Annotated in this window: 17 protein-coding genes, 1 tRNA gene and 1 pseudogene; 6 read left to right on the forward strand and 13 right to left on the reverse strand. The window is 42.6% G+C overall.

All coding sequences use genetic code 11. The features are described from left to right. Window positions 1-135: pseudogene (locus IM515_RS16875) on the forward strand (IS630 family transposase); the annotation flags it as partial. Between the two features lie 110 nt (window positions 136-245). Next, window positions 246-455, forward strand: a complete 210-nt coding sequence (locus IM515_RS16880) for a hypothetical protein (protein ID WP_287630659.1) — start codon at window positions 246-248, stop codon at window positions 453-455. A gap of 47 nt (window positions 456-502) precedes the next feature. Here the strand turns inward: IM515_RS16880 and IM515_RS16885 are convergent, their stop codons facing one another. The 6 genes from IM515_RS16885 to IM515_RS16905 all read right to left on the reverse strand — a co-directional run bounded on the left by IM515_RS16885 (window position 503) and on the right by IM515_RS16905 (window position 7,710). Continuing rightward, window positions 503-883: a hypothetical protein gene (locus IM515_RS16885; RefSeq protein WP_287630660.1), complete on the reverse strand. Its 381-nt coding sequence runs from the start codon at window positions 881-883 to the stop codon at window positions 503-505. A gap of 71 nt (window positions 884-954) precedes the next feature. Next, entirely contained in the window at window positions 955-1,287 is a 333-nt protein-coding gene (locus tag IM515_RS25965) for an antibiotic biosynthesis monooxygenase family protein (protein WP_002798459.1), read from the reverse strand. 47 nt (window positions 1,288-1,334) lie between these two features. After that, the gene (locus tag IM515_RS16890; protein WP_287630661.1) at window positions 1,335-1,763 is read right to left on the reverse strand and encodes an aspartyl protease family protein; all 429 of its coding nucleotides are present in this window, start codon (window positions 1,761-1,763) and stop codon (window positions 1,335-1,337) included. A gap of 340 nt (window positions 1,764-2,103) precedes the next feature. Next, on the reverse strand, window positions 2,104-2,490 hold the full coding sequence (locus tag IM515_RS16895; RefSeq protein WP_036403435.1) for a hypothetical protein: 387 nt from the start codon (window positions 2,488-2,490) through the stop codon (window positions 2,104-2,106). A 105-nt stretch (window positions 2,491-2,595) separates the two neighbouring features. Beyond that, a complete protein-coding gene (locus IM515_RS16900; protein ID WP_287630664.1) occupies window positions 2,596-3,453 on the reverse strand; it encodes a sacsin N-terminal ATP-binding-like domain-containing protein in 858 nt (285 codons plus the stop codon). A 183-nt stretch (window positions 3,454-3,636) separates the two neighbouring features. Continuing rightward, entirely contained in the window at window positions 3,637-7,710 is a 4,074-nt protein-coding gene (locus tag IM515_RS16905; protein ID WP_190357126.1) for a DUF4011 domain-containing protein, read from the reverse strand. 380 nt (window positions 7,711-8,090) lie between these two features. On the opposite strand from IM515_RS16905, the gene IM515_RS16910 reads away from it, so the two are divergent. Further along, window positions 8,091-8,420, forward strand: a complete 330-nt coding sequence (locus tag IM515_RS16910; protein WP_287630677.1) for a site-specific integrase — start codon at window positions 8,091-8,093, stop codon at window positions 8,418-8,420. Window positions 8,421-8,577: 157 nt separating this feature from the next. Here IM515_RS16910 and IM515_RS16915 read toward each other — a convergent pair whose 3' ends face one another. Next, window positions 8,578-9,432 carry a universal stress protein gene (locus IM515_RS16915; RefSeq protein ID WP_002770041.1) on the reverse strand — a complete coding sequence of 285 codons (855 nt, stop codon included), beginning with the start codon at window positions 9,430-9,432 and terminating at the stop codon, window positions 8,578-8,580. Window positions 9,433-10,051: 619 nt separating this feature from the next. Here IM515_RS16915 and IM515_RS16920 point away from each other — a divergent pair. Further along, window positions 10,052-11,029 (forward strand): alpha/beta fold hydrolase, encoded by a 978-nt coding sequence (locus IM515_RS16920; RefSeq protein WP_287630667.1) that lies wholly within the window; start codon window positions 10,052-10,054, stop codon window positions 11,027-11,029. Window positions 11,030-11,422: 393 nt separating this feature from the next. Here IM515_RS16920 and IM515_RS16925 read toward each other — a convergent pair whose 3' ends face one another. Together IM515_RS16925 and IM515_RS16930 are read right to left on the reverse strand one after the other, a co-directional pair. Next, on the reverse strand, window positions 11,423-12,472 hold the full coding sequence (locus IM515_RS16925; protein WP_002770039.1) for an alpha/beta hydrolase: 1,050 nt from the start codon (window positions 12,470-12,472) through the stop codon (window positions 11,423-11,425). Window positions 12,473-13,295: 823 nt separating this feature from the next. After that, the gene (locus tag IM515_RS16930; protein ID WP_287630670.1) at window positions 13,296-13,940 is read right to left on the reverse strand and encodes a hypothetical protein; all 645 of its coding nucleotides are present in this window, start codon (window positions 13,938-13,940) and stop codon (window positions 13,296-13,298) included. Window positions 13,941-14,042: 102 nt separating this feature from the next. Between IM515_RS16930 and mnmA the strand changes: the two genes are divergently transcribed. Beyond that, the gene (gene mnmA / locus IM515_RS16935) at window positions 14,043-15,101 is read left to right on the forward strand and encodes a tRNA 2-thiouridine(34) synthase MnmA (RefSeq protein ID WP_287630672.1); all 1,059 of its coding nucleotides are present in this window, start codon (window positions 14,043-14,045) and stop codon (window positions 15,099-15,101) included. Between the two features lie 89 nt (window positions 15,102-15,190). Here the strand turns inward: mnmA and IM515_RS16940 are convergent, their stop codons facing one another. The 4 genes from IM515_RS16940 to IM515_RS16955 all read right to left on the reverse strand — a co-directional run bounded on the left by IM515_RS16940 (window position 15,191) and on the right by IM515_RS16955 (window position 18,566). Next, window positions 15,191-15,943: a phycobilisome rod-core linker polypeptide gene (locus IM515_RS16940; RefSeq protein WP_002803412.1), complete on the reverse strand. Its 753-nt coding sequence runs from the start codon at window positions 15,941-15,943 to the stop codon at window positions 15,191-15,193. Window positions 15,944-16,231: 288 nt separating this feature from the next. Continuing rightward, entirely contained in the window at window positions 16,232-16,813 is a 582-nt protein-coding gene (locus tag IM515_RS16945; protein ID WP_287630674.1) for a phycobiliprotein lyase, read from the reverse strand. Between the two features lie 75 nt (window positions 16,814-16,888). Next, entirely contained in the window at window positions 16,889-17,812 is a 924-nt protein-coding gene (locus IM515_RS16950; protein WP_072924466.1) for a restriction endonuclease, read from the reverse strand. 418 nt (window positions 17,813-18,230) lie between these two features. Then, window positions 18,231-18,566, reverse strand: coding sequence for a hypothetical protein (locus IM515_RS16955; protein ID WP_002788751.1), 336 nt, complete (start codon window positions 18,564-18,566; stop codon window positions 18,231-18,233). A gap of 134 nt (window positions 18,567-18,700) precedes the next feature. On the opposite strand from IM515_RS16955, the gene IM515_RS16960 reads away from it, so the two are divergent. Beyond that, window positions 18,701-18,771 (forward strand) — tRNA-Cys (locus tag IM515_RS16960). Window positions 18,772-18,950 lie beyond the last annotated feature (179 nt).

An 18,950-nucleotide genomic window follows, 5' to 3' on the forward strand; every position in this document is an offset into this window, starting at 1 on the left:
GAGAACTTTTCTGACTTTTCTTCAGCTATTTATGAATGTCTGAATGATGCCCATCTGAAACATAAAAAAGAACTGGATTCTTTGCTGACTCTACGATTTCAGAAGTTTAATAAATCTCAGATTATGAACGTCTAAAGTATATGTTCAAATTGGGAATTTGGAACCTGTTCGTCTAGCCTTTGCTTGGGCAAAAACCTCTCAGATACCCTTAATTCTTGGGCAAACGAACTTTTTTCGAGAATTTGATGTCTGTTTTCAACGATCGCGATGCACGATCGAAATTATCCGCTTCCAACAAGGGTGGTTTGATTGCTTACTGTCACCAGCCGAAAAAACCCTCCTTGAAGATGGAACGGGCTTTACCCCCCGCTGCCCAACCCGAACTGGGGTTAGATAAGGTGCGTTACATTTCATTAACGCACCCTACAAGATCGGCGATCGCACTTTTTGAATAATCCAATCTACAGGCGAGCCAATTCCAACAGGTAATCTTCCAATTGTTCTAATCTAAAACAATAGTAGTTCCTGTCCGAAAGGCACGATAACGATCTCCGCCAGGAGCCTCAACGATTTCACCGTAGCCTTCTCCCAGACAAAAATTGAATGGATCTGCTGGACTTGTTTTACAATTACCGCATTCACGCCAGCCATGCCCAAGATTGTCATCATATTTACACTTTTTTTGGGAAACTGGAATAAAACAAAGTGATCTACTGATAAAACTCCCCTCAAGTGAAGGAGAAATACGATATCGCCATTGTCCATCTGTTGTTTTATAACTTTCGCATCTATAAGTTTTTGGCTTGGCTCGAACAGGAGTCGATGATGCGACTGCTACAAGAAATGTAGCCAGTATAGAAACACTCAAAAGTTTACTAATCATAAAAACTACCTTCTCTGTCTAACTATTGCGATCAGCGGCTCGCGACCTTACGCGAACCACACCACCGGATTCTATCGCGAGTCCGCTGCATTGCGTTGTTCGCCGATGGGAGAATCGTCAATCCGGTAGTGCTCTACGGACAGCTTTCTTCCGAAAGCCTCCATACCGGCGGGAATCACTGGTGTGTTCCATTCCGGCCCTGCGAAGGCGACCAAAGCATCTTCGTCGCGCCATCGGGTGATCATGGAATACGTGTTGGGCGCCCATCGAGTAGGCATCCCAATCTCGCACGAAAGATTGCCGGGCGCTCGCGTGACTGCGTCGACGGACAGGGATCTAAACCCGGCCTCAAAAGCGGAACGGGTTGATGGATCAATCTCGACACGAAAGATGCGAAGAATCATGGCTGGTTGGCGAACGGTGAAGTTAGGTGTCTGGCAAAGACAACGAGCTACTCTGTGGCAGCAGATTTTGGGCTAACTGCAAACTCTAGCTGTGAACGGTAGAAACAAACATCGAACTCCATAAAAAAATTCACCTGCCCCAGAATGAGCGGAACATTTGTAGCCTGTGTCCAAGCAAAAACCAGTTGAATAGGCTCAAACTGCCCAACGACGGCTTGGGCAAGCACGACACGCGCCTCGTACTGAGCCAAATTTCCTGTCAAACTCAGTGCTGTTGTTTGTCGTTCCCAATTGTACCCAAGCTCGACCCCTATTGAATACGGCAGCACATTAACACTTGCACCAGTGTCCAGCAGTCCGGATGCTGCAATAGAAACCTGTTGATGAACCAGGGTGAATGGCAAGTAGGGGCGAAAACTGGCTTCACCTAAAGTGGCATCGCCAGCAAGAAATGGATACCGCTCGGTGTCAGGCATGGTTTTGAGCTTTGGTAGCCTGTAGCGCTTCTAACATTGTATCCGCAGCCTCATCCGCGCCATAGGGAGACCATACTGGATAAGCTTGTTCAGGCTTAATTAGCTCGGGTTCCTGCTGGGCTAGCTCAGAGATCAGAAACTGCATAATGTAAAACTTGTCTGAGCGGCTCAGTTCTCTTAATGTCGAGATTAATTTTGATGAAACCATATGTAAGGAAACACTCTCGTGAAGCTAGGGTTACCCTTCTATTGTAGTCGCTCCAGTCCAGGGCAGCGATATTAGCTGATTGTACCTGATGCGTTTCATTTTTGAATCGGCGGAGTTTGTACCATAAAAAAATTATGAGAGTTGAGCTATTTCTCGATCATGATGATGGGATATTTCTTGGTACAGAGACTTTGCAATGCTTTGATATGTTTTGGCAAGGTCATCACACTTCACTACTCGAAAAAGGGTAAATATAACTTGTCCAAAAATAGGATCTTCGTCGATCGCTAAAATCACCCTTAGCTTTTGCGAAACCTTCAACGTGTACAGAGAAGATTCATATCCATTTAGTCCTGATAACAGAGGGAAGCGATGAAGCTTACGATAAACGTGCTTTTTTTGAGTTGGGAATAGACTGGCACAATCATTGATTTTTTTGACTGTTATAGCTTTGTCGTCTTTGCCCAGTTGGTCAAGATACTTTTCAAATCCGCTCGTTGACTCAATTACAATGTCCACGATATGAACCGCCTATCTATGATAACTGCTGACACTTAATCTCTAGCATAGCAATAAAATCCTTTTACTATAGTAGAATGACGTAGATCGCACCGTTACATTTGATTAACGCACCCTACAAGATCGACGATCGCACTCTGTTATGAGTTGATTGATGTTGGGTTTCCTTGCGTCAACCCAACTACGGGCGAGGCGATCGCACTTTTTAAGAATAACCACACCATTCTGTGTGATTTTCTCTATTGCAAAAGTCAATGAGTTTTTAGAAATGGTGATTTTTATTTGCTTGCTTCTCAGAAAAAGCAATATTTGTGTATTAGAAAATAATTCAAATAGATCTTTTTGAAGTTTTTCGGTGTCTTGGTATCTAATAATTGTAGATACATTGAAACTTTTTGTAGTGATTAATTCTTGCGGTAAATCAGTCCATATTGGAATAATCTGCCAAGGCATTTTAATGTTTTTCTGCTTTTGTTTCCTTACTCTTTCAGCTTCCCAATCTTCTTTTACTCCCCAATTATCCTTCCAGTAACCACCCCAGTGTTCTTTGTCAAACTTAAAACAATAGTTTCCAGAATTGATGATTACTAAATCAGAATGCGAAAAAACAGACTTAAATCCAATCCCTTTAAATCCAGTTTTATTTGCATCACCTCTTTTGTTCCCATCCCCAACACTACAAACGGATTCAATATCTACTTGTGTAAAGGGTTCGCCATTATGTGAAACTACTAAATATTGATCTACAATTTTAATAGCTAGTTCAAGACTTCCATAGGTACTACTTGCATCATCCGCATTCTGAAGTAATTCATAAATAAATCTTTGACTATCAGTATAAATATCTGTCGATAAAGACTCAAGAGAATTAGCTAAATTTTGTGCTGATTCAGGACTTGTATAATCTGAATTCTGCTGTCCAAGTTTTTCTATGAATTTTTTGGCTGGGTCTGTCTTTGACATAAGCTATTTTTTAAAGGAGTCTTGCTGACTAGTTTTCCTGTCAAGTGTTGCAGCATAACGTTCCTGTTGAGCGGCTGCCAGTAACTTTTGCATCACCTCCAAGATCTCTTTTCAGTCCGCTCCAACAGGGTTGTTATACGGCATAGTTGACGCAGCTAAACACGACAATATCGACTACATAATTTATCGGAGTTTATTGATTCTTTCTATCAATAAACGGATTTGCTCCGGTTTATTACGAAACCATTCTGTTGACCAAATTCGATGAATACGCCAACCTAGTCTTTCAAGCACTTGTTGTCTTAGACGATCTCGATCTCTTGCTGTAGACGAACTATGATATGATGCGCCGTCGCACTCAATCCCCAATAAAAATTCTCCTGGACGACTGTTATGAGCAATGGCTAAATCAATTCGATATCCTGAACATCCAACTTGAGTACGGATTATATATTCTTGTAGCAACGAATGCTGTCTTATAGTGTGATATACATCTTCTTCAAATGGTGAATCAAAGTGAAGACTATCAGTGTACGAGTTACCTTGTAGGCGTTCACCACCACTTGCTGCATATTCTAAATAGTCACGTAACAATCTTACGCCTTCACTTTGGGTGCGTGTTATATCAATATCACCAGCAAGTATAGAAGAAACTAGAGTGATTTTGCTCTTGGCTCGTGTGACAGCCACATTCAGTCGTCGTTCTCCACCTTTCTTATTGAGTGGACCAAAATTCAGAGATAGTTTGCCTTGAGGATCACGGGCATATCCAACGCTTAGTAAAATTACATCTCGCTCATCACCCTGCACATTCTCCAATGCTTTGAGAAAAAATTGAGGCGAGTTATCACGGCAAAAATCTTCCAAGTTAGGGTAATTTCCTCCCAAAATCTCTATCTGCTCCTGAATAGCATCAGCTTGAGCTTCGCTAAACGCAATGATTCCAAGAGACTGATTAGAAGACTGTTGGACATGCTTTAACACTAACTGAGCAACGATTGCTGCCTCACGTTGGTTATCTCTACGTCCGCCACGATCGTAAACGCCATCGGGAACGTGCTCAAACCACACTCCCAAATCCGGATTTTGAATAGGATTGGGAAATGTAACTAATTGAGAGTCATAAAAATGAAGATTTGAGAAGGCGATTAATCGCTCATCTTGGCTACGATAGTGCCACTTCAGTGTACGCCCAAACATAAAGTTTGAACATTCATCTAAGATACTTTCATAGCTCGCATCGTTTTCATCATCTATGTCTTCCTCATTGTCACCCGTTGAGAAAAATGACGTGGGCGGAAGTTGTTTTCTATCACCAATCACAATGACCTGATCAGATCGGATAATCGAAGAAACAACATCTTCAGTCCGAAGTTGAGAAGCTTCATCAAAAATGAGAACGTCAAAATGAATCACATTCGGATCAATATATTGACTAACCGATAATGGACTCATCATCCAGCAAGGCTTTAGAGTTTTAGCTATATTTTGAATTCCCTTTTGTTTATCATTAAGAAGTTTGCGGATCGGTAAATGTTGTCTTTTCTTAGTTGCTTCTTTTTTCAACCTCGGCAACTCAGATTGAGCAATTGAAGTTCTCTCAAAGCTCTGCCAGTTCTCTGCATGAAGGCGTTTCAAGCGTTCTCTAGCAACATCCAACTGATCGTAGTCAAGTCTAGCAAACTCCCTGATTTGACGTTCATGTACCTCAAGTCTAAAGTTCTTCAACTCAGGTTTTCGAGCAAGAATTGAATCAAGACAAGTTTGGTAAATCAGCTTTTCTAGAACTGGGAACCAAAGCTCAGAGTCCAGTCTGCTGCTACGCAAAGCATCTAAAAACTTCTTACAGCCCAGATTTTCGAGTTTTTCACAAGTTTCTCTGTAAGTTAACCATTCTTGGAAGTAAGGCAGCTCAGACTGAGCTACATCCAAAAACGTTTTCAAGTTATCAAAGGGGATTGTATGAGAAGATGAGTTGCAATCGGCAACATCATTTTCATCAAAATGTGATAGTAGAAAATCTAAGCCCTTCCGAATTTGATCGCGGTTCGATTCAAGTTGCTGAATGAATTGGGCAAGTTCACGCCGTCGGGAGGAAGAACTTACAACATTTTGAACACAATCAGCAGGAAGAGTATATTGCTGTAACCCAATCAGCCAGCTTAAAGCTTGTTCGATAGTCTGTAATTCTGATTGTTGAGAGATCTGTGGGTCAAATAAAGATTCAAAAACTTGATGAGCAAGATAGTTACTTTGGCCGAATTGATTTCTTACATATTGAACCTGTACAGCCTGTGCTAAATCACGTTTCAATTCATTGTGAGAAAGTGAATTCTTGGTAATACGCAACTTCTTTAGATATCTACGATCGCGCCAGTAGCTAGGATTAAAGATCCGAATAAACCAAAAGCGACTATACTTCTGATATCTTTCAGACAATCGAGGTAGCTCTGGAGAAAATAACTCAGAAGAGTATCTTTGTTTTAAGTGGGGTTCAAAATTTTCAATCACCTGAACATCAGCTTTCAATTTGGCAAAAGCGTTTTGTGCAATTGAAATATCTGTTCTAGTCCAATTTTCCGGTAGCTCTATTGGAGCCTTTAATACATGAGACAAGGCAGCATAGCAAGTCTCTGTAGACTCTAAATCCGACAAAGCATCGACTTGAAAAGTTGATTGAAGCTGTCGATTAATATTTTTACTTAAAACTATTGCTTGCTGAAACTCTTCGATTTTTTCTCTCAATTCTAATTCAAGCTCAAATGAGTAAGAATTAAGAGAGCTTCTTGCCCAAATTGTTGTCTTCCCTCCATTGAAAAATAGTAGAAACTGAGCTAGCTGATTCAGTAAATTCTTTGCTTGCTGTAGTCGATCAAAAGACCATTGATTGAAATTAGGAAATATAACGTTAAGATCTGGAACCCTCTCTCTCTTCTTTCGCAAAAGTTCACTAAATAACTCAAAGGATGATTTATCCAGAGGCTTTTCCTTAGCGTGCAAACTTGCAAGATATGAGCTAATAGATTGGCGAGTCGATACTAGTTGAGCAAAAAAGTTACTATGATGTTCCCTGTCAGAATTTTGGGCAATATGTTCAATATACTTAATGGTTTTTGATAAATCTTCTACAAGTTTCCGCTTATCGGTAGTGCCACTATGGTGAAGGTTCAAGCACATATGATTTAAACCACACTCAACCATGCGCTGATAAACTACTCGAAGTGCAGTATCCTTCTCTGCGACCAACAAAACTGATTTTCCAGTGCCAATCAGTTCAGCGATCATATTGACGATAGTTTGACTCTTACCTGTTCCTGGTGGACCTTGAACGAAAAAGCTAGAACCATCCTTTGCCGCCTCAATTACGACTTGTTGGCTAGAATCGGCATCAAGAATTTGAAATATTCGTTCAGGCTTAACTTGTGAATCTAAAGCTGATGCAGGTAGAGGCTCTTTGTAATTTGCTTGGTAGGCACTGAGGTTGCCAGTAATTGCTTGCAAAATTGGATGAGCAAAAATCCGGGTTTCATTTTCAATAATGTCCCGAACTATTGCAGCTTTGGCATAAGAAAATAGTGATAGAAATACGTTTTCTTTGATTTCCCAGGTCTTTTGTTCTGTCAAGAGCTTACGAATCTGGCTAATTAATTCACTGTAAGCCATTTCTTGGATCGCTTCTCCTTCTGGAAGCTCAATTCCAAAGGTTTGCTTTAACTTTAGTAACAGAGTTGGATTAAGGACAATATCTTCTTCCAAAATAGAGATCTTATACACATCTCGTCTTGGCTCTTTAGTCAACTCTATAGGAACCAGGATAAGCGGAGATGTCAAAGCTTCATCTGGTTTATCTTTGTCATACCAAGTCAGTGTTCCAAATGCCAAAAATAGACTATTTACGCCCTTTTCTTCCAATGAAAGTCGCGCTTCACTGCGTAATTTCTTGAGCCTTTTTAATTGCTCATTACCTTGTTGGCGAGTTCTCAATCCAACAGGATTTCTTGCTGCCGTTGTACTAGCCTGTCTGGGCTGGACAATCGCTTGAACGTCACTGTCCGCTTGAAAATACAGCACCTGTCTATCTTCAGTTATGTGCTTGAAGAGAATTCCTGGCTGTTCTGTCAGAATTTCTAGCGATCGAGGACTATCCTGCCGAAACTTAATGAGAGGATTCCGTCGCCCCAGATCTGCCAGCCCAGCTTTCCACTTTGCAATTTTTTGAGCAAGGTTCTGCTGAGAGTCTAAATCTGGCTGCCACATTCTAGGTTTTCTCGTAAATAGGTGTTTTGCTCAACATTTTAGCTATTCTTTTCCGTGAGTGCCTCCTCCAGATCTCTTTTCTACAGCCATCGGAAATTTTACAAGTCCTGCCGTATAACTATATATTATGCGGAAATTTTCTGTATATCACGCTAAATACACATTTTTTTAAGAATCTTTCCGTATATTACGCTCAAATGGAGTGATCGCAAGAAGTTTTCCGTATAATATTACGATAAGCGTGTTATGCCGATTAGCGTACTCTTTTATGAACCCTCCCCCACCCCGAAAACTCCTAGACGTAGTGCGAGAGACGATCCGCCCTACCGCATTACTCCTACCGCACCGAACAAACATATCTGGACTGGATTAAGCGTTATCTGCTCTTCCATCAGGAAAAACATCCCCGTGAGATGGGAAAAGAAGAGATCAAGTCCTTTTTGAGCCATCTTGCCGTTGATAAAAACGTTGCCGTCGCTACCCAAAACCAAGCCCTCAACGCCATCCTCTTTCTTTATCGAGAAGTTCTTAAAATTGAACTGGAAAATATCGGTGCATATTTACGGGCAAAAGGTCACAAACGCCTGCCCACCGTCCTCACCAAAAAAGTAAAAATGGCTGATGATTTTAGCGATCGCACAACAAGCTGCGATCGCTGCCCAGGTAATTCTCAACCCACCAAAGTTAGGATTGCTCATCCAAGAAATTGAATCCCTTGAGAAGCAATTACTGAGCTTGCGGGTTGAGAGTCGAAGTTATCCCTTAAATGAGCTAATCGCCTTTAGCTCAGCCTTTATGACGATGAAAGCCATTGCCAGCAACTTAAATCAAATGAGTCAAGACTTACCTGCCTACACCCAATAGGGGCTAAATCCCTTCTTTTCTAGCTAAAAGGACGGGACAATTGACATTAACCCGCACATAATCCGAGAGGGAAGTACCGAGAAGGCGATCGAGATCTGGTAAACTCTTAGCCACGGAAGGACGGCGATCGGGCGACCCCAACAGTAAGAGATCCACATTATAATCATCGACGAGTTTGCACAGTTGTTCCCCCGGTTTACCCCCCGTCACCACGCAGCGATGGGGTATATTCATCCGTTTCACTTTTGCTACTGCTGGCCCTAAAATCGGGTTTTCTTCCATTTCTTTGGGGGAAGTGGGGGCAAATTCCGGTTTTAAGTCGGGGTTGACGCGGGCCAAAATTAACTCTGCTGAAGGATAATCCCGCAGGAGATAAATAGCCAGATCGAGAGCTAAATCAGCCGAACTAGACTTATCGAGAGCTACCATCACCTTTTTGATTTTTTTGACGTAAATATCGTCTTTTACCAACAACATAGGGTGATTAGTCAGTTGAAAGACGTATTGACTGACGGAATTTTCTAGAATTGCCTCCAGTCGCTTCAGTCCTCGGGAACCCATCAGGATCAAATCGGCCCCGATTTCGTCGGCAACTTGACAGACGGTATCTTTGGGATCCCCTTGCCGCAGAATCGTGGAGACTTTGCTGGGTTCAATTTTGACTTCTTGCAGGATTTTAGTCAGCATTTGGGTTCCTTCCTCCCATTTACTGGCCAGGGCTTCGGTGGTAATCTGAGGGGGAACAACCCGGAGAATGGTAATCGACGCTTTCCGGATAGCCGGGAGATCCATCAATGCTTGTAGCATTTCTTGGGTTTGACCTGCGCCGGAATCAGCGTATAGTATTTTCTCTAGCATAAGATTAAACTCGGTCTATGATCTTAATGGTTTTCGCTAATTTTCAGCATACTGCTAATGTTGTTCTCGAAATTTAACAACTTATTAAGCGCTTTTTCTTAGGTAAATGCGATGCCGAAGGCACTGCGTAGCAGCTCGCATTTGAGGATATTTTAAGTATTTATGCTTAATTGACTAGAAATACGGCTCTCTTATTCTTTGCGTGATAAGTTTAACTTATATAGTAGCGATCGATCTTTGTGTCCTTTGTGTCTCTGTGGTTCGTTCCACTCACTCGCCCGCAAAACTGTATCTTAGAATACATTTTACCCGCCAAACTGGGGAGAGCCGAAATCCTTGGCTCAAAATCATCGTGTCAAGCGTTCGTTTGTATTATATTTTGCCTGTAATGCTGGCGCTCTCTTTTAATCACAGCTAAATCGACCATTTAATACTAAATCTGGTTATTAAAGACTGATTATTTATTCCCCTTTTTGCATGAGTGCATGAGTAGAAAACGGGTTTCTCGGAGAAACCCGTTTTCTGTGCGTTACTCAACGGATTTAGTATAATTGATGATTATTCATTCTTAATTGTCCAGCAACCACGAGAATTTTTTATTTTTACAAGAGGTCTAGTTATGTCTTTATCAATTCGGGTAATTATCCTAGTAGCGACGACAGTTTATCAGACGTTATCTGTTTTGTTAGAAGAACAAAAAGCACCTCCGGGTAATTTGGTTAATCTGGGTAAATATCGCCTACATTTTTGTCTAGTGGGAGAGGCTAGTCCCACTATTATTATTGACCATAGTTTAGGGGGAATTGAGGGATATTTTTTGATAGAAGAATTGTCACAATTAGCTAGGGTTTGTATTTATGATCGAGCGGGTTATGGTTGGAGCGATTCTAGTCCATATCCCCGGACTAGCTACCAAATTGTTCAGGAATTAGATCAATTACTCACCCAAGCACAAATAGAACCGCCTTATATTTTAGTTGGTGATTCTTTTGGCAGTTATAATGTTCGACTATATGCTCATCTGTTCCCAGAAAAAGTAGTAGGTTTGGTACTCACCGATGGTTTACACGAGAAAAGAATGCTGAAAATGTCGCCAGCATTAAAGGCATTAAAATTATTTTTCATCTCTGGATTTTTGATGTCGATTATCGGCTCAATTTTAGGCATTATTCGAGTTCTGAGAGTTCTGGGAGTTTTTGAATTATTAAAACCAGAATTACGTCGCTTTTCCCCAGATTCTTGTGATCGAGTTAAGCGTTCTTTCTGTCGCGCTAAACACTGGATGACGATGAGTAGAGAAATGCTTAATCTCGACCAAAGCGCTCGTCAGGTAAGTGAGGCTAACAATTTCGGTAATTTACCGATAGTTAGTATTAAAGCTAATTCTTTTTTTAAACCTTCCCTTTGGACTCGCTTTATTCCCCTCAAAAGTGCCAACCAACTCCGGGAGGAGATGCACCTAGAATTAGGCAAGTTATCTGGAGATTTTATGGAAATACAAGCGGATAAAAGTAGTCATTTTGTCTGGATGGATCAACCGGATGTGATGATCGATGCGGTCAAAATTTTGCTTGACAAAATTAACTCTGTGTGCTAAGTAATTACTCACCGTTCGCTCATTTCTCGAACCGAAAATTTGGTAAATTGTCTTAAGTGCAGTCTGGCAAACGCATTGATTGTTCTACTCAGATATTTGTTAGTACAAAAAGACCATTTTGAGGTTAACGAATTGATTGGGGTTTGAGCGAGCCAATTGGAGATCGCACTCTCGACACTGTTCTACCTACCTTATTCGCTAAAAAGCATACAGTATAAAGGTAACAGCAATTTTAAAACCCTTCCCTTAAAAAATTAAGCGAACAATGAGTTGTGACACTTAGACTGCGGAGTATGGGACTTCTGCTGACGCTAAGATAAAGTCAAATCTCCCAATCACTTTAAAACCTTTGTGATAGGCGTTTGCATTTTAGGGCAGTAAATTAAACCTGACTCATTCTAGGAGTCGATAGCGATTAGTTTCAGCGACGTATTTCCGACCTGGAATTTCATCGGGGGGAATTTGATTGCGTAGCACTAGACGCATATCCCTGACAACCCGGGGGACATTCAGATAATAGCCATGCTCTGAAGGATCTGTAAAACTAGATACCACGCGGGTACAATCGATCGGATAGACATTGCGAGGAAGTTGTCGAGGCTGGAGTGGACCGTCTGTCCCCAGACGGGCGGTATTGCCTTTAAGCTTATCACTGGCCCAGAGAGCGAGGTCGTTGCGGTTGAAATAGACACTTGTCCGGCGCGTGATGCGGGGCAGAGAAAACAATTTGTAGTCAAGATCGAAAGCATCATCATCCTCATCAGCTGCCATCATCAGAACCTGATCGAACAGTCTGGGCAGTTGGTTGCCTACTTGTCTTCTCAATTCCTGTAAAGCATGACGCAATACATAATTGCCCATGCTGTGGGCAGTGAGATGAAGTCTCTGTTGGCACCGCGCCTCAGTCTGATTAATGAAATCGGCAACTTTGAGGAAGCCGCGGGCAAATGCCGCCCCAGAAGCGGCAGCATCCAGGCGATCATTCTTGTAAGCGATCGCATTGGCGGCTCTCGGATCGGAAAACAGAAGCGCACCGTCTGAAGGCCAGGAAAACAAACATATATTCAATTTGAGGGGAGGCTCGGTATCGCCAGGGTCTCTGGCAGTCAACACTTGGTGCAGTTGAGCTGCAGCCGTTAGAGCGCTCCGAAATGAAACGTTGAAGCCGTGAATGAAGATCAGCGTATCTTTGGCATTCTCGATCATCTGTTTGCGGACTTGCAGGGCGATCGCCTGACTGCCCAAAACGGGCGGATCACCCAGCAGATTTTCTGGGGCAACTTGGATTTGATACTGAGAAAAGTTCTCACCCGTTACCTCGGCTTTTCCAAAACGCAAGTTAGCCAGTCCATCCTGACTAAAGGTACTCCCGAAGTCAAAACCCGCCTCTAAATCATTTGAGGTAACTAGGTTGCGGTTTGTAGCAAAGTAAATCGTCGTCATCCAAAATCTCCATATTTTCTTCGGTTTTTTGGGAACAGGATAGGCTAAACCACTTTAGCCCATTGCCCCTCCTCTTTTCCCTGTCTAATCCCGTGTTCAACTATATTTTTAGTCTTGATTTACAAGGCTCTCAGAAATCAGCACAGATAAAGCATCCTCGGGAACCTTGATTCTGTAGTTTTTAGTTGCACATCGGGTTATCTAACAATTTTACTTCCCCTTTGCGCGGGTAGTTTTGCCAACTTTAAGGTAAGTAGAACAGTGCCGAAAGTGCAATCGCCAATGGGTTCGCTCAAACCCTAATCAATTCGTTAACCTCAAAGTGGTCTTTTTGTACTAAAAAATATCCGAGTAGAACAATCAATGCGTTTGCTAGACTGCATTTGAGACAATTTACCAAATTTTCGGTTCGAGAAATGGCTCTCTTGGGTTTGGTGGGTAAAATGTATTCTAAGATACCTTCGTCCTAGCGAGGGGGTGGAACGAACCACAAAGACACAAAGGACACAAAGATTGATCGATCATATTGTAAGTAAAACTTATCACACAGAACCTAGAAGAGCCGAGAAATGAACGAACGGTGAGTTAATAGGGTAAAATTAACTTCTTGGTTAGGATGGACGAGAGGCAAGAGATTCGATCGAGATTAGCTGAAATCCTAGAGACTTATTGCCTAATTAGGGTTTGCTGAATAAATCTAAAAACCTTGTTGGACAAAACTTTTAGACTTTTTTGCTATCAAAAAGTGTCAGCCATTGGAGTGAACGGGGGGAGAATAAAACCCTACACCCTACACCCCACCAACAGACTTTTTCAGTAAACCCTAATTATTGAGGGTAATAATCTGAGCGCTAAAACCCTGTTTAGTCAACTCTTGTACCCGTTGTTTAGCTTGGTATTGTTGCTGAAATAACCCCACTTGAATAACATTTTCTCCCGCGCGGATAAATGCGAGGGGTTCAATTTCTCTAATTTTCGCCAACGCTGCTGCACTATTACTCTGAACTTCAACGCGAAAGAGTTGATTAGTCGCAATAACCCGCTGCTGTGGTGGAGGAGAAGGGGGTTTATTGGCGCGATTTTGCGGTGTGGGGGCTGGTGGATTGACAGTTTGAGGATTATGATTATTAATCACCGTAGCATTGGCAGGACGCACGGTAGCGGGGGCTTGAAAAACGTATTCTCTGAGGGGTTGATTACCGGAAACTGGGGCAGTCACCGGGGGGCGAACTGATGGAGAATTAACCGGGGGCAAATTTAAGGGTGAACATTGGGAACAATTAGCACCACTGGGACTGTCTGAACGTTTAGTTGGTTGTCTCACCGCTGGTGGTGGGGGCAAACGACGACTAGGATAAACATTCTGGGCAAAAGATAAGTCTGCTTTTAGCAGCAGCGTTCCTTGGGCGATTATCCCGACTTTTAACCAAAATAGGCCCGAGAAAAACAGTAGGTTTGTTCTCATCATACTAGCTTGTCCTCACACGAGATTTGGGTACACCATGTCCAAATTTTAAAGGAGGAGATGCTAGTCTAGAAAGTATATTGGTTAAAAATCATTACAAGATTTATGGGAAAAGTTGTTGTCGGTCTATCGGGGGGAGTAGATAGCTCTGTTGCCGCTGCCGCCTTACACGCTCAAGGTTATGATGTTATTGGACTGACCCTGTGGTTAATGAAGGGTAAAGGTCAATGCTGCTCCGAGGGAATGGTAGATGCGGCCTTTATTTGTGAGCAGTTGGGGGTTCCCCATCATATCGTCGATAGTCGCGAGCTTTTCCAAAAAGAAATTATTGATTATCTAGTTTCCGGTTACGAAGCGGGAATCACACCGCTGCCCTGTTCTCAGTGCAATAAAGCGGTAAAATTTAGCCCGATGCTGCATTATGCTAGGGAAACCCTAGAAACGGACACTATTGCCACCGGTCACTACGCTAGAATTCGTTTTTCTTCTGAAAATAACCGTTATCAACTGCTGCGTGCCGTCGATAAAAATAAAGATCAATCCTATTTTCTCTATGATCTAACTCAAGATGTACTGCGTGGGACTTTATTTCCCTTGGGCGAACAAACCAAGGCAGAAACCCGCAGGATTGCCCAGGAATTCGGCTTAAAAACGGCAGATAAACCCGATAGTCAGGATTTATGCTTGATTGAAGCTCACGGAACTATGCGATCGTTCTTGGATAAGTATATCGCTGTTAGTGAGGGCGATATCGTCGATCTCGATGGCAAAGTTTTGGGTAAACATAGCGGTATCCATCATTATACGATCGGACAACGCAAAGGCATCGGCATCGCCGCCGCCGAACCCCTCTATGTGGTCAAACTCGATCCCGTCATGAATCGGGTTATCGTCGGTAATCGCGAAAGTGCCGTTAGTGCCGCTTGTCTTGTCGGACGGATGAACTGGGTTTCTATTGCTGAACCCACCACCCCTATCCGCGCTCAAGTACAGGTACGTTATCGTTCTCCGGCCGTTCCCGTCAATGTTATTCCCCTAGAAAATGAGCAAGTGAAGCTGGTTTTTGATCAACCACAATTTAGCATCACCCCGGGCCAAGCAGCCGTGATTTATGAAGGGGAAATCGTTCTCGGTGGGGGGATTATCTCAGGAGCAACCCCATAGGGAGAGCCACCAATTCACAAAATAACCTGATTATGGTTCGGGGGTCATTCTGCCAATTAGGGACTCTCCCCGGTAGGTTTAGCTAAAAATTAACGACGGGGTACAGAAGCCTCGATGTTAATATTCATAGCGGAGACTCTTGGTACAGGATTGCCTTTGGCGCTACCGAGACCCCGGGCCATAGCCAAGAAGCTGGAAGGATCGCCAGCTTTGGGTTTTTGCTCTTGGGGAACATAGCGACGGACAGCATTCTGCCAAACGATTTGGGGGAAGCCCAAAATACCACGATAGTAGCCATCGTAGCGAGGCGAGGTGATGTTGAATGGACGTTCACCGATTTCGCGGCTGGCCAGGGTGCGACGACGTTGGTAGGGAACGGTATCATAACCAAAGCTTTGCAGATACTCGTCACTGTTGAGAAGTTGATCGACAAAACCTTGAATACCTTTGGTGGCAACGACAATCGACCAAGCAATTTTTTCTCTTTCGCTATAGACATCGCGACCGAGAACTCTTTGTACTACCTGTTCGACAAAGCGATAGTTGCTGTTTTTCTCGTAGAAGCTGTTATAGAAGGTTTTCGATAACAGCAAACCACGAATGAAATCCCGCACTGATAATTGTCCATTGCGTAATTGGGACTCGAGGAAGGGTTCCCGATCCCATTTAAAGGCATGGAAGAAAATCTGACGGTAAGCGGCTTCGATTAAATCGTCCAGGTCGGTAGGGGAGAGGACATTTTCCGTCGTGTAAACTCTCGGTTTTTCGTCTCCACCGACATCATAACCAGCTACCCGCACGTTTTGGGACTTGGGGGCGTAATTTAAAAGAGGAATGGCCAAGGGTAAACCTCCGTATCCTTAGAAATGCTTAAAAAACTTTCCTCCTAATGATAAGGGAGTAGGTGTCAACTAGAAAAGAAATATTAAAAATTCTTACAATTGTTAAGAAAACTCGTTTACCATCCGGGGTGTTGGGGGTTGGGGTTTTAGGGTGTTGGGGTGTTGGGGTGGTCACTGCGTGCGCGTTGCGGGGGGTGTTGGGGTATTAGTTGAATTTCCCCATTTCCCCATTTCCCCATTTCCCCATTTCCCCATTTCCCCATTTCCCCATCTCCCTGTCTCCTAAATTTACCAGCCACTAATCGAATAGGATGAAGGTTCGGGGGAATCACCAGAGACTGACTCCGATGACTGATTGCGGGATTCAGCACAAAAAGTGGCCGTATTAAAACCGCCAAAACGTTGAACTGTGCTAGTGCGGAGACGTAAATCGGCATCGGCAAACCAAAAACGCTCGATCGAGGTCATTGTTTCGTATTCTGTAATTAAGACTAAACCTTCCTGTTCATCAATGTGATAACGGCCCGCCACGGGAACGATTTCCGCATAACCTCGCTCCCGCAACAGAACACCCGCTTGGGGATTATCTTCATCGGGAATTAGCGCAAAAACGGTGGTTCCTTGATGATTTTCGTCTTCTTTGTCCCACTGCATGGAACCATCCCAACTGACAAAGGCACCCCCCACAGTCTTAGCGGGATCCACTTCGTGCATTTCACAGATAGCGATAATTTTCGGGTTATCGGCGCTTAAAGCTTCCACATAAATCTCGGAATCGCCGGTTTCTGAGCGTCGAAAGGGTAAATGATGGGTGGTGCGCTGAGATTTCCACTGTCCCGCACTTTTCTGAAAAAAGGTCATCCCGTCCATAGTTTTTATCCTCTATTTTTTCCATCTATTTTAACGCCATCGTCGTTTTCTGTAACCCTTGTCTCCCTCTCTCTCTCATTCATCCCCAAAATAATCATGATCAATTCTCTTGATTTCATAGATTTTTTGGGTCGATACACCTAAGTTATAATCGATCATCAATTGACCTAATTCTTCCCCATCAATCAGCACTATTTTTATCTCATTTCTGGGGGCATATTCTAAAGCCTCTTGGGTAAAATAGGAAGTAGTGATAAAAATACCTTTTTTGGCTCCTTGTCCTGCTAATGCCCCGACAAATTTCTGGATTTCTGGACGACCAACGGCATTATTATCAGCCCATCTTTTGGCTTGAATATAGATTATATCTAAACCGAGTCTATCTTCTTTTATTATTCCATCAATCCCTTGATCACCGCTCTTACCTACCGCTTTACCGGCATCTCTAATCGAGCCACCATAACCCATTTTTACCAGTAATTCTACTACTAATTTTTCAAAAGCATCTGGGGATAATTTTCGCAGAATAGAAAGTAAGTCTGTCGCTAATGCTTGACGAATTTCTTGATAGGAGTTTTCTAGTAATTCCTCGGGGTTTTGTTCTTGATCAGAAGTTGATAAATTGCTTTCAAGAGTAATAGTTTCATTTTGCTTATTGACTCTAGTAAATTCTTGAAACTCAGGAAATTGCCTGAGAAATTTTGTATCGATATGGTCTAGATTTTGAGATAAGATTTCTTTTCCTTTCTCAGAAATTACAAAAGTTGCCCTTTGGGGTGAGTCAATTAATCCCGCTTTCTTTAAATAGGTTTTTGCCCAACCGACTCGATTAGCAAAAATTTCTTGTTGTCCACTGGGAAGCATTTCTTTTCTTTCCGCTTCCGTGACTTGAAACTCTCTGACCAAGGCTTCAAAAATTTCTCGATATTTATAAACTTTGCCATCTGCAAGTATTTTTAATAGCGGCAACATAATCGATTGAAAATCGGGAATGGGCATAGTTCATATGAAAAGCGGTGGCAGTCATCAGAATTATACAGCAACAAGCTCCAAGAATTTAGATAATAATACAAAATCGTTTTTTAATAGTGCGATTAACTGCCAATCGAACTTTAAAAACCCACTCCTTACTTACCTAATTCCCCACTCCCTACCCTCCTATACTTTTAAAACAGGATTTAGTATAATACGCATGAACTTATTAATGATTGGGAGGCATTCCTAAAGAATTTGAGACAGAAATTATCGCCATTGATAATCGTCTTGATACTCCAATAATGCGATTTTTGTGCCATCGGGAGCGTTGACATAAATAAGCTGTTGACTATTTAAATTACTCGTTAAGACTGTCTATGAGTGCCGGAGCGGGTAGCAGGGAGAGCTTTTATTGTCATAGCTAAAAAAATCCCTATCCCTGCTATTCGTACAAAATCTCATCAAAACAAGCTTCTCCCACACTCGCTAAAGTTCTAGCGGCAGCTTTATCAGTTTTCGACTTCTGCACGAGGGTGCGAAATTGCTGTAGATTGTAACGAGCTTGGAATTTTTTAATCGTGCAGTCGCATAGGTCCTTTGCTACATCAGCAGCTAATCCCTCCCCACGCGCTCTTTGTAAACATTCTTGACGATAACTGTCGAAAGTAGGGGCAGTATTAGAACTTTGGCTAAGGTAAACGGCATTATTAGCCTTTACTGGCAAGGATAAAGCCAATAAACCGATAAAAGTTAGTAAATATCTTGGATTTCTCATCATAATCGCTTTTTAAAGCCTAAAATCCCTCACTAGATTAGAAAAGGGTTGCATAGATCATAGATTGATCGCTTAACTCTTGGGTTCCACTCTTGGCAAACTGTCATCTATTGTGCTAAGATGAATAATGACTGATCGGCGCCATCGCCAAGTGGTAAGGCAGAGGTCTGCAAAACCTTTACCCCCAGTTCGAATCTGGGTGGCGCCTTGGAAAATGTCGGCAGTATTTCTTTTATTGCCTTGTCTAATTGACATCCTCGCCGCCGTAAAACGGACGGCGATTCCCAAACCTCACGATTTGGGTTTCTGCTTCTTTCCCGAAGGATTTTTCGCACCTGCCTTAACAGATTTACTCTGTTCTGGTCTTATGGTCGCTCTACAGACTGA

It is taken from the genome of Microcystis sp. M44BS1 (assembly GCF_020244875.1).
GTDB lineage: Bacteria > Cyanobacteriota > Cyanobacteriia > Cyanobacteriales > Microcystaceae > Microcystis > Microcystis panniformis.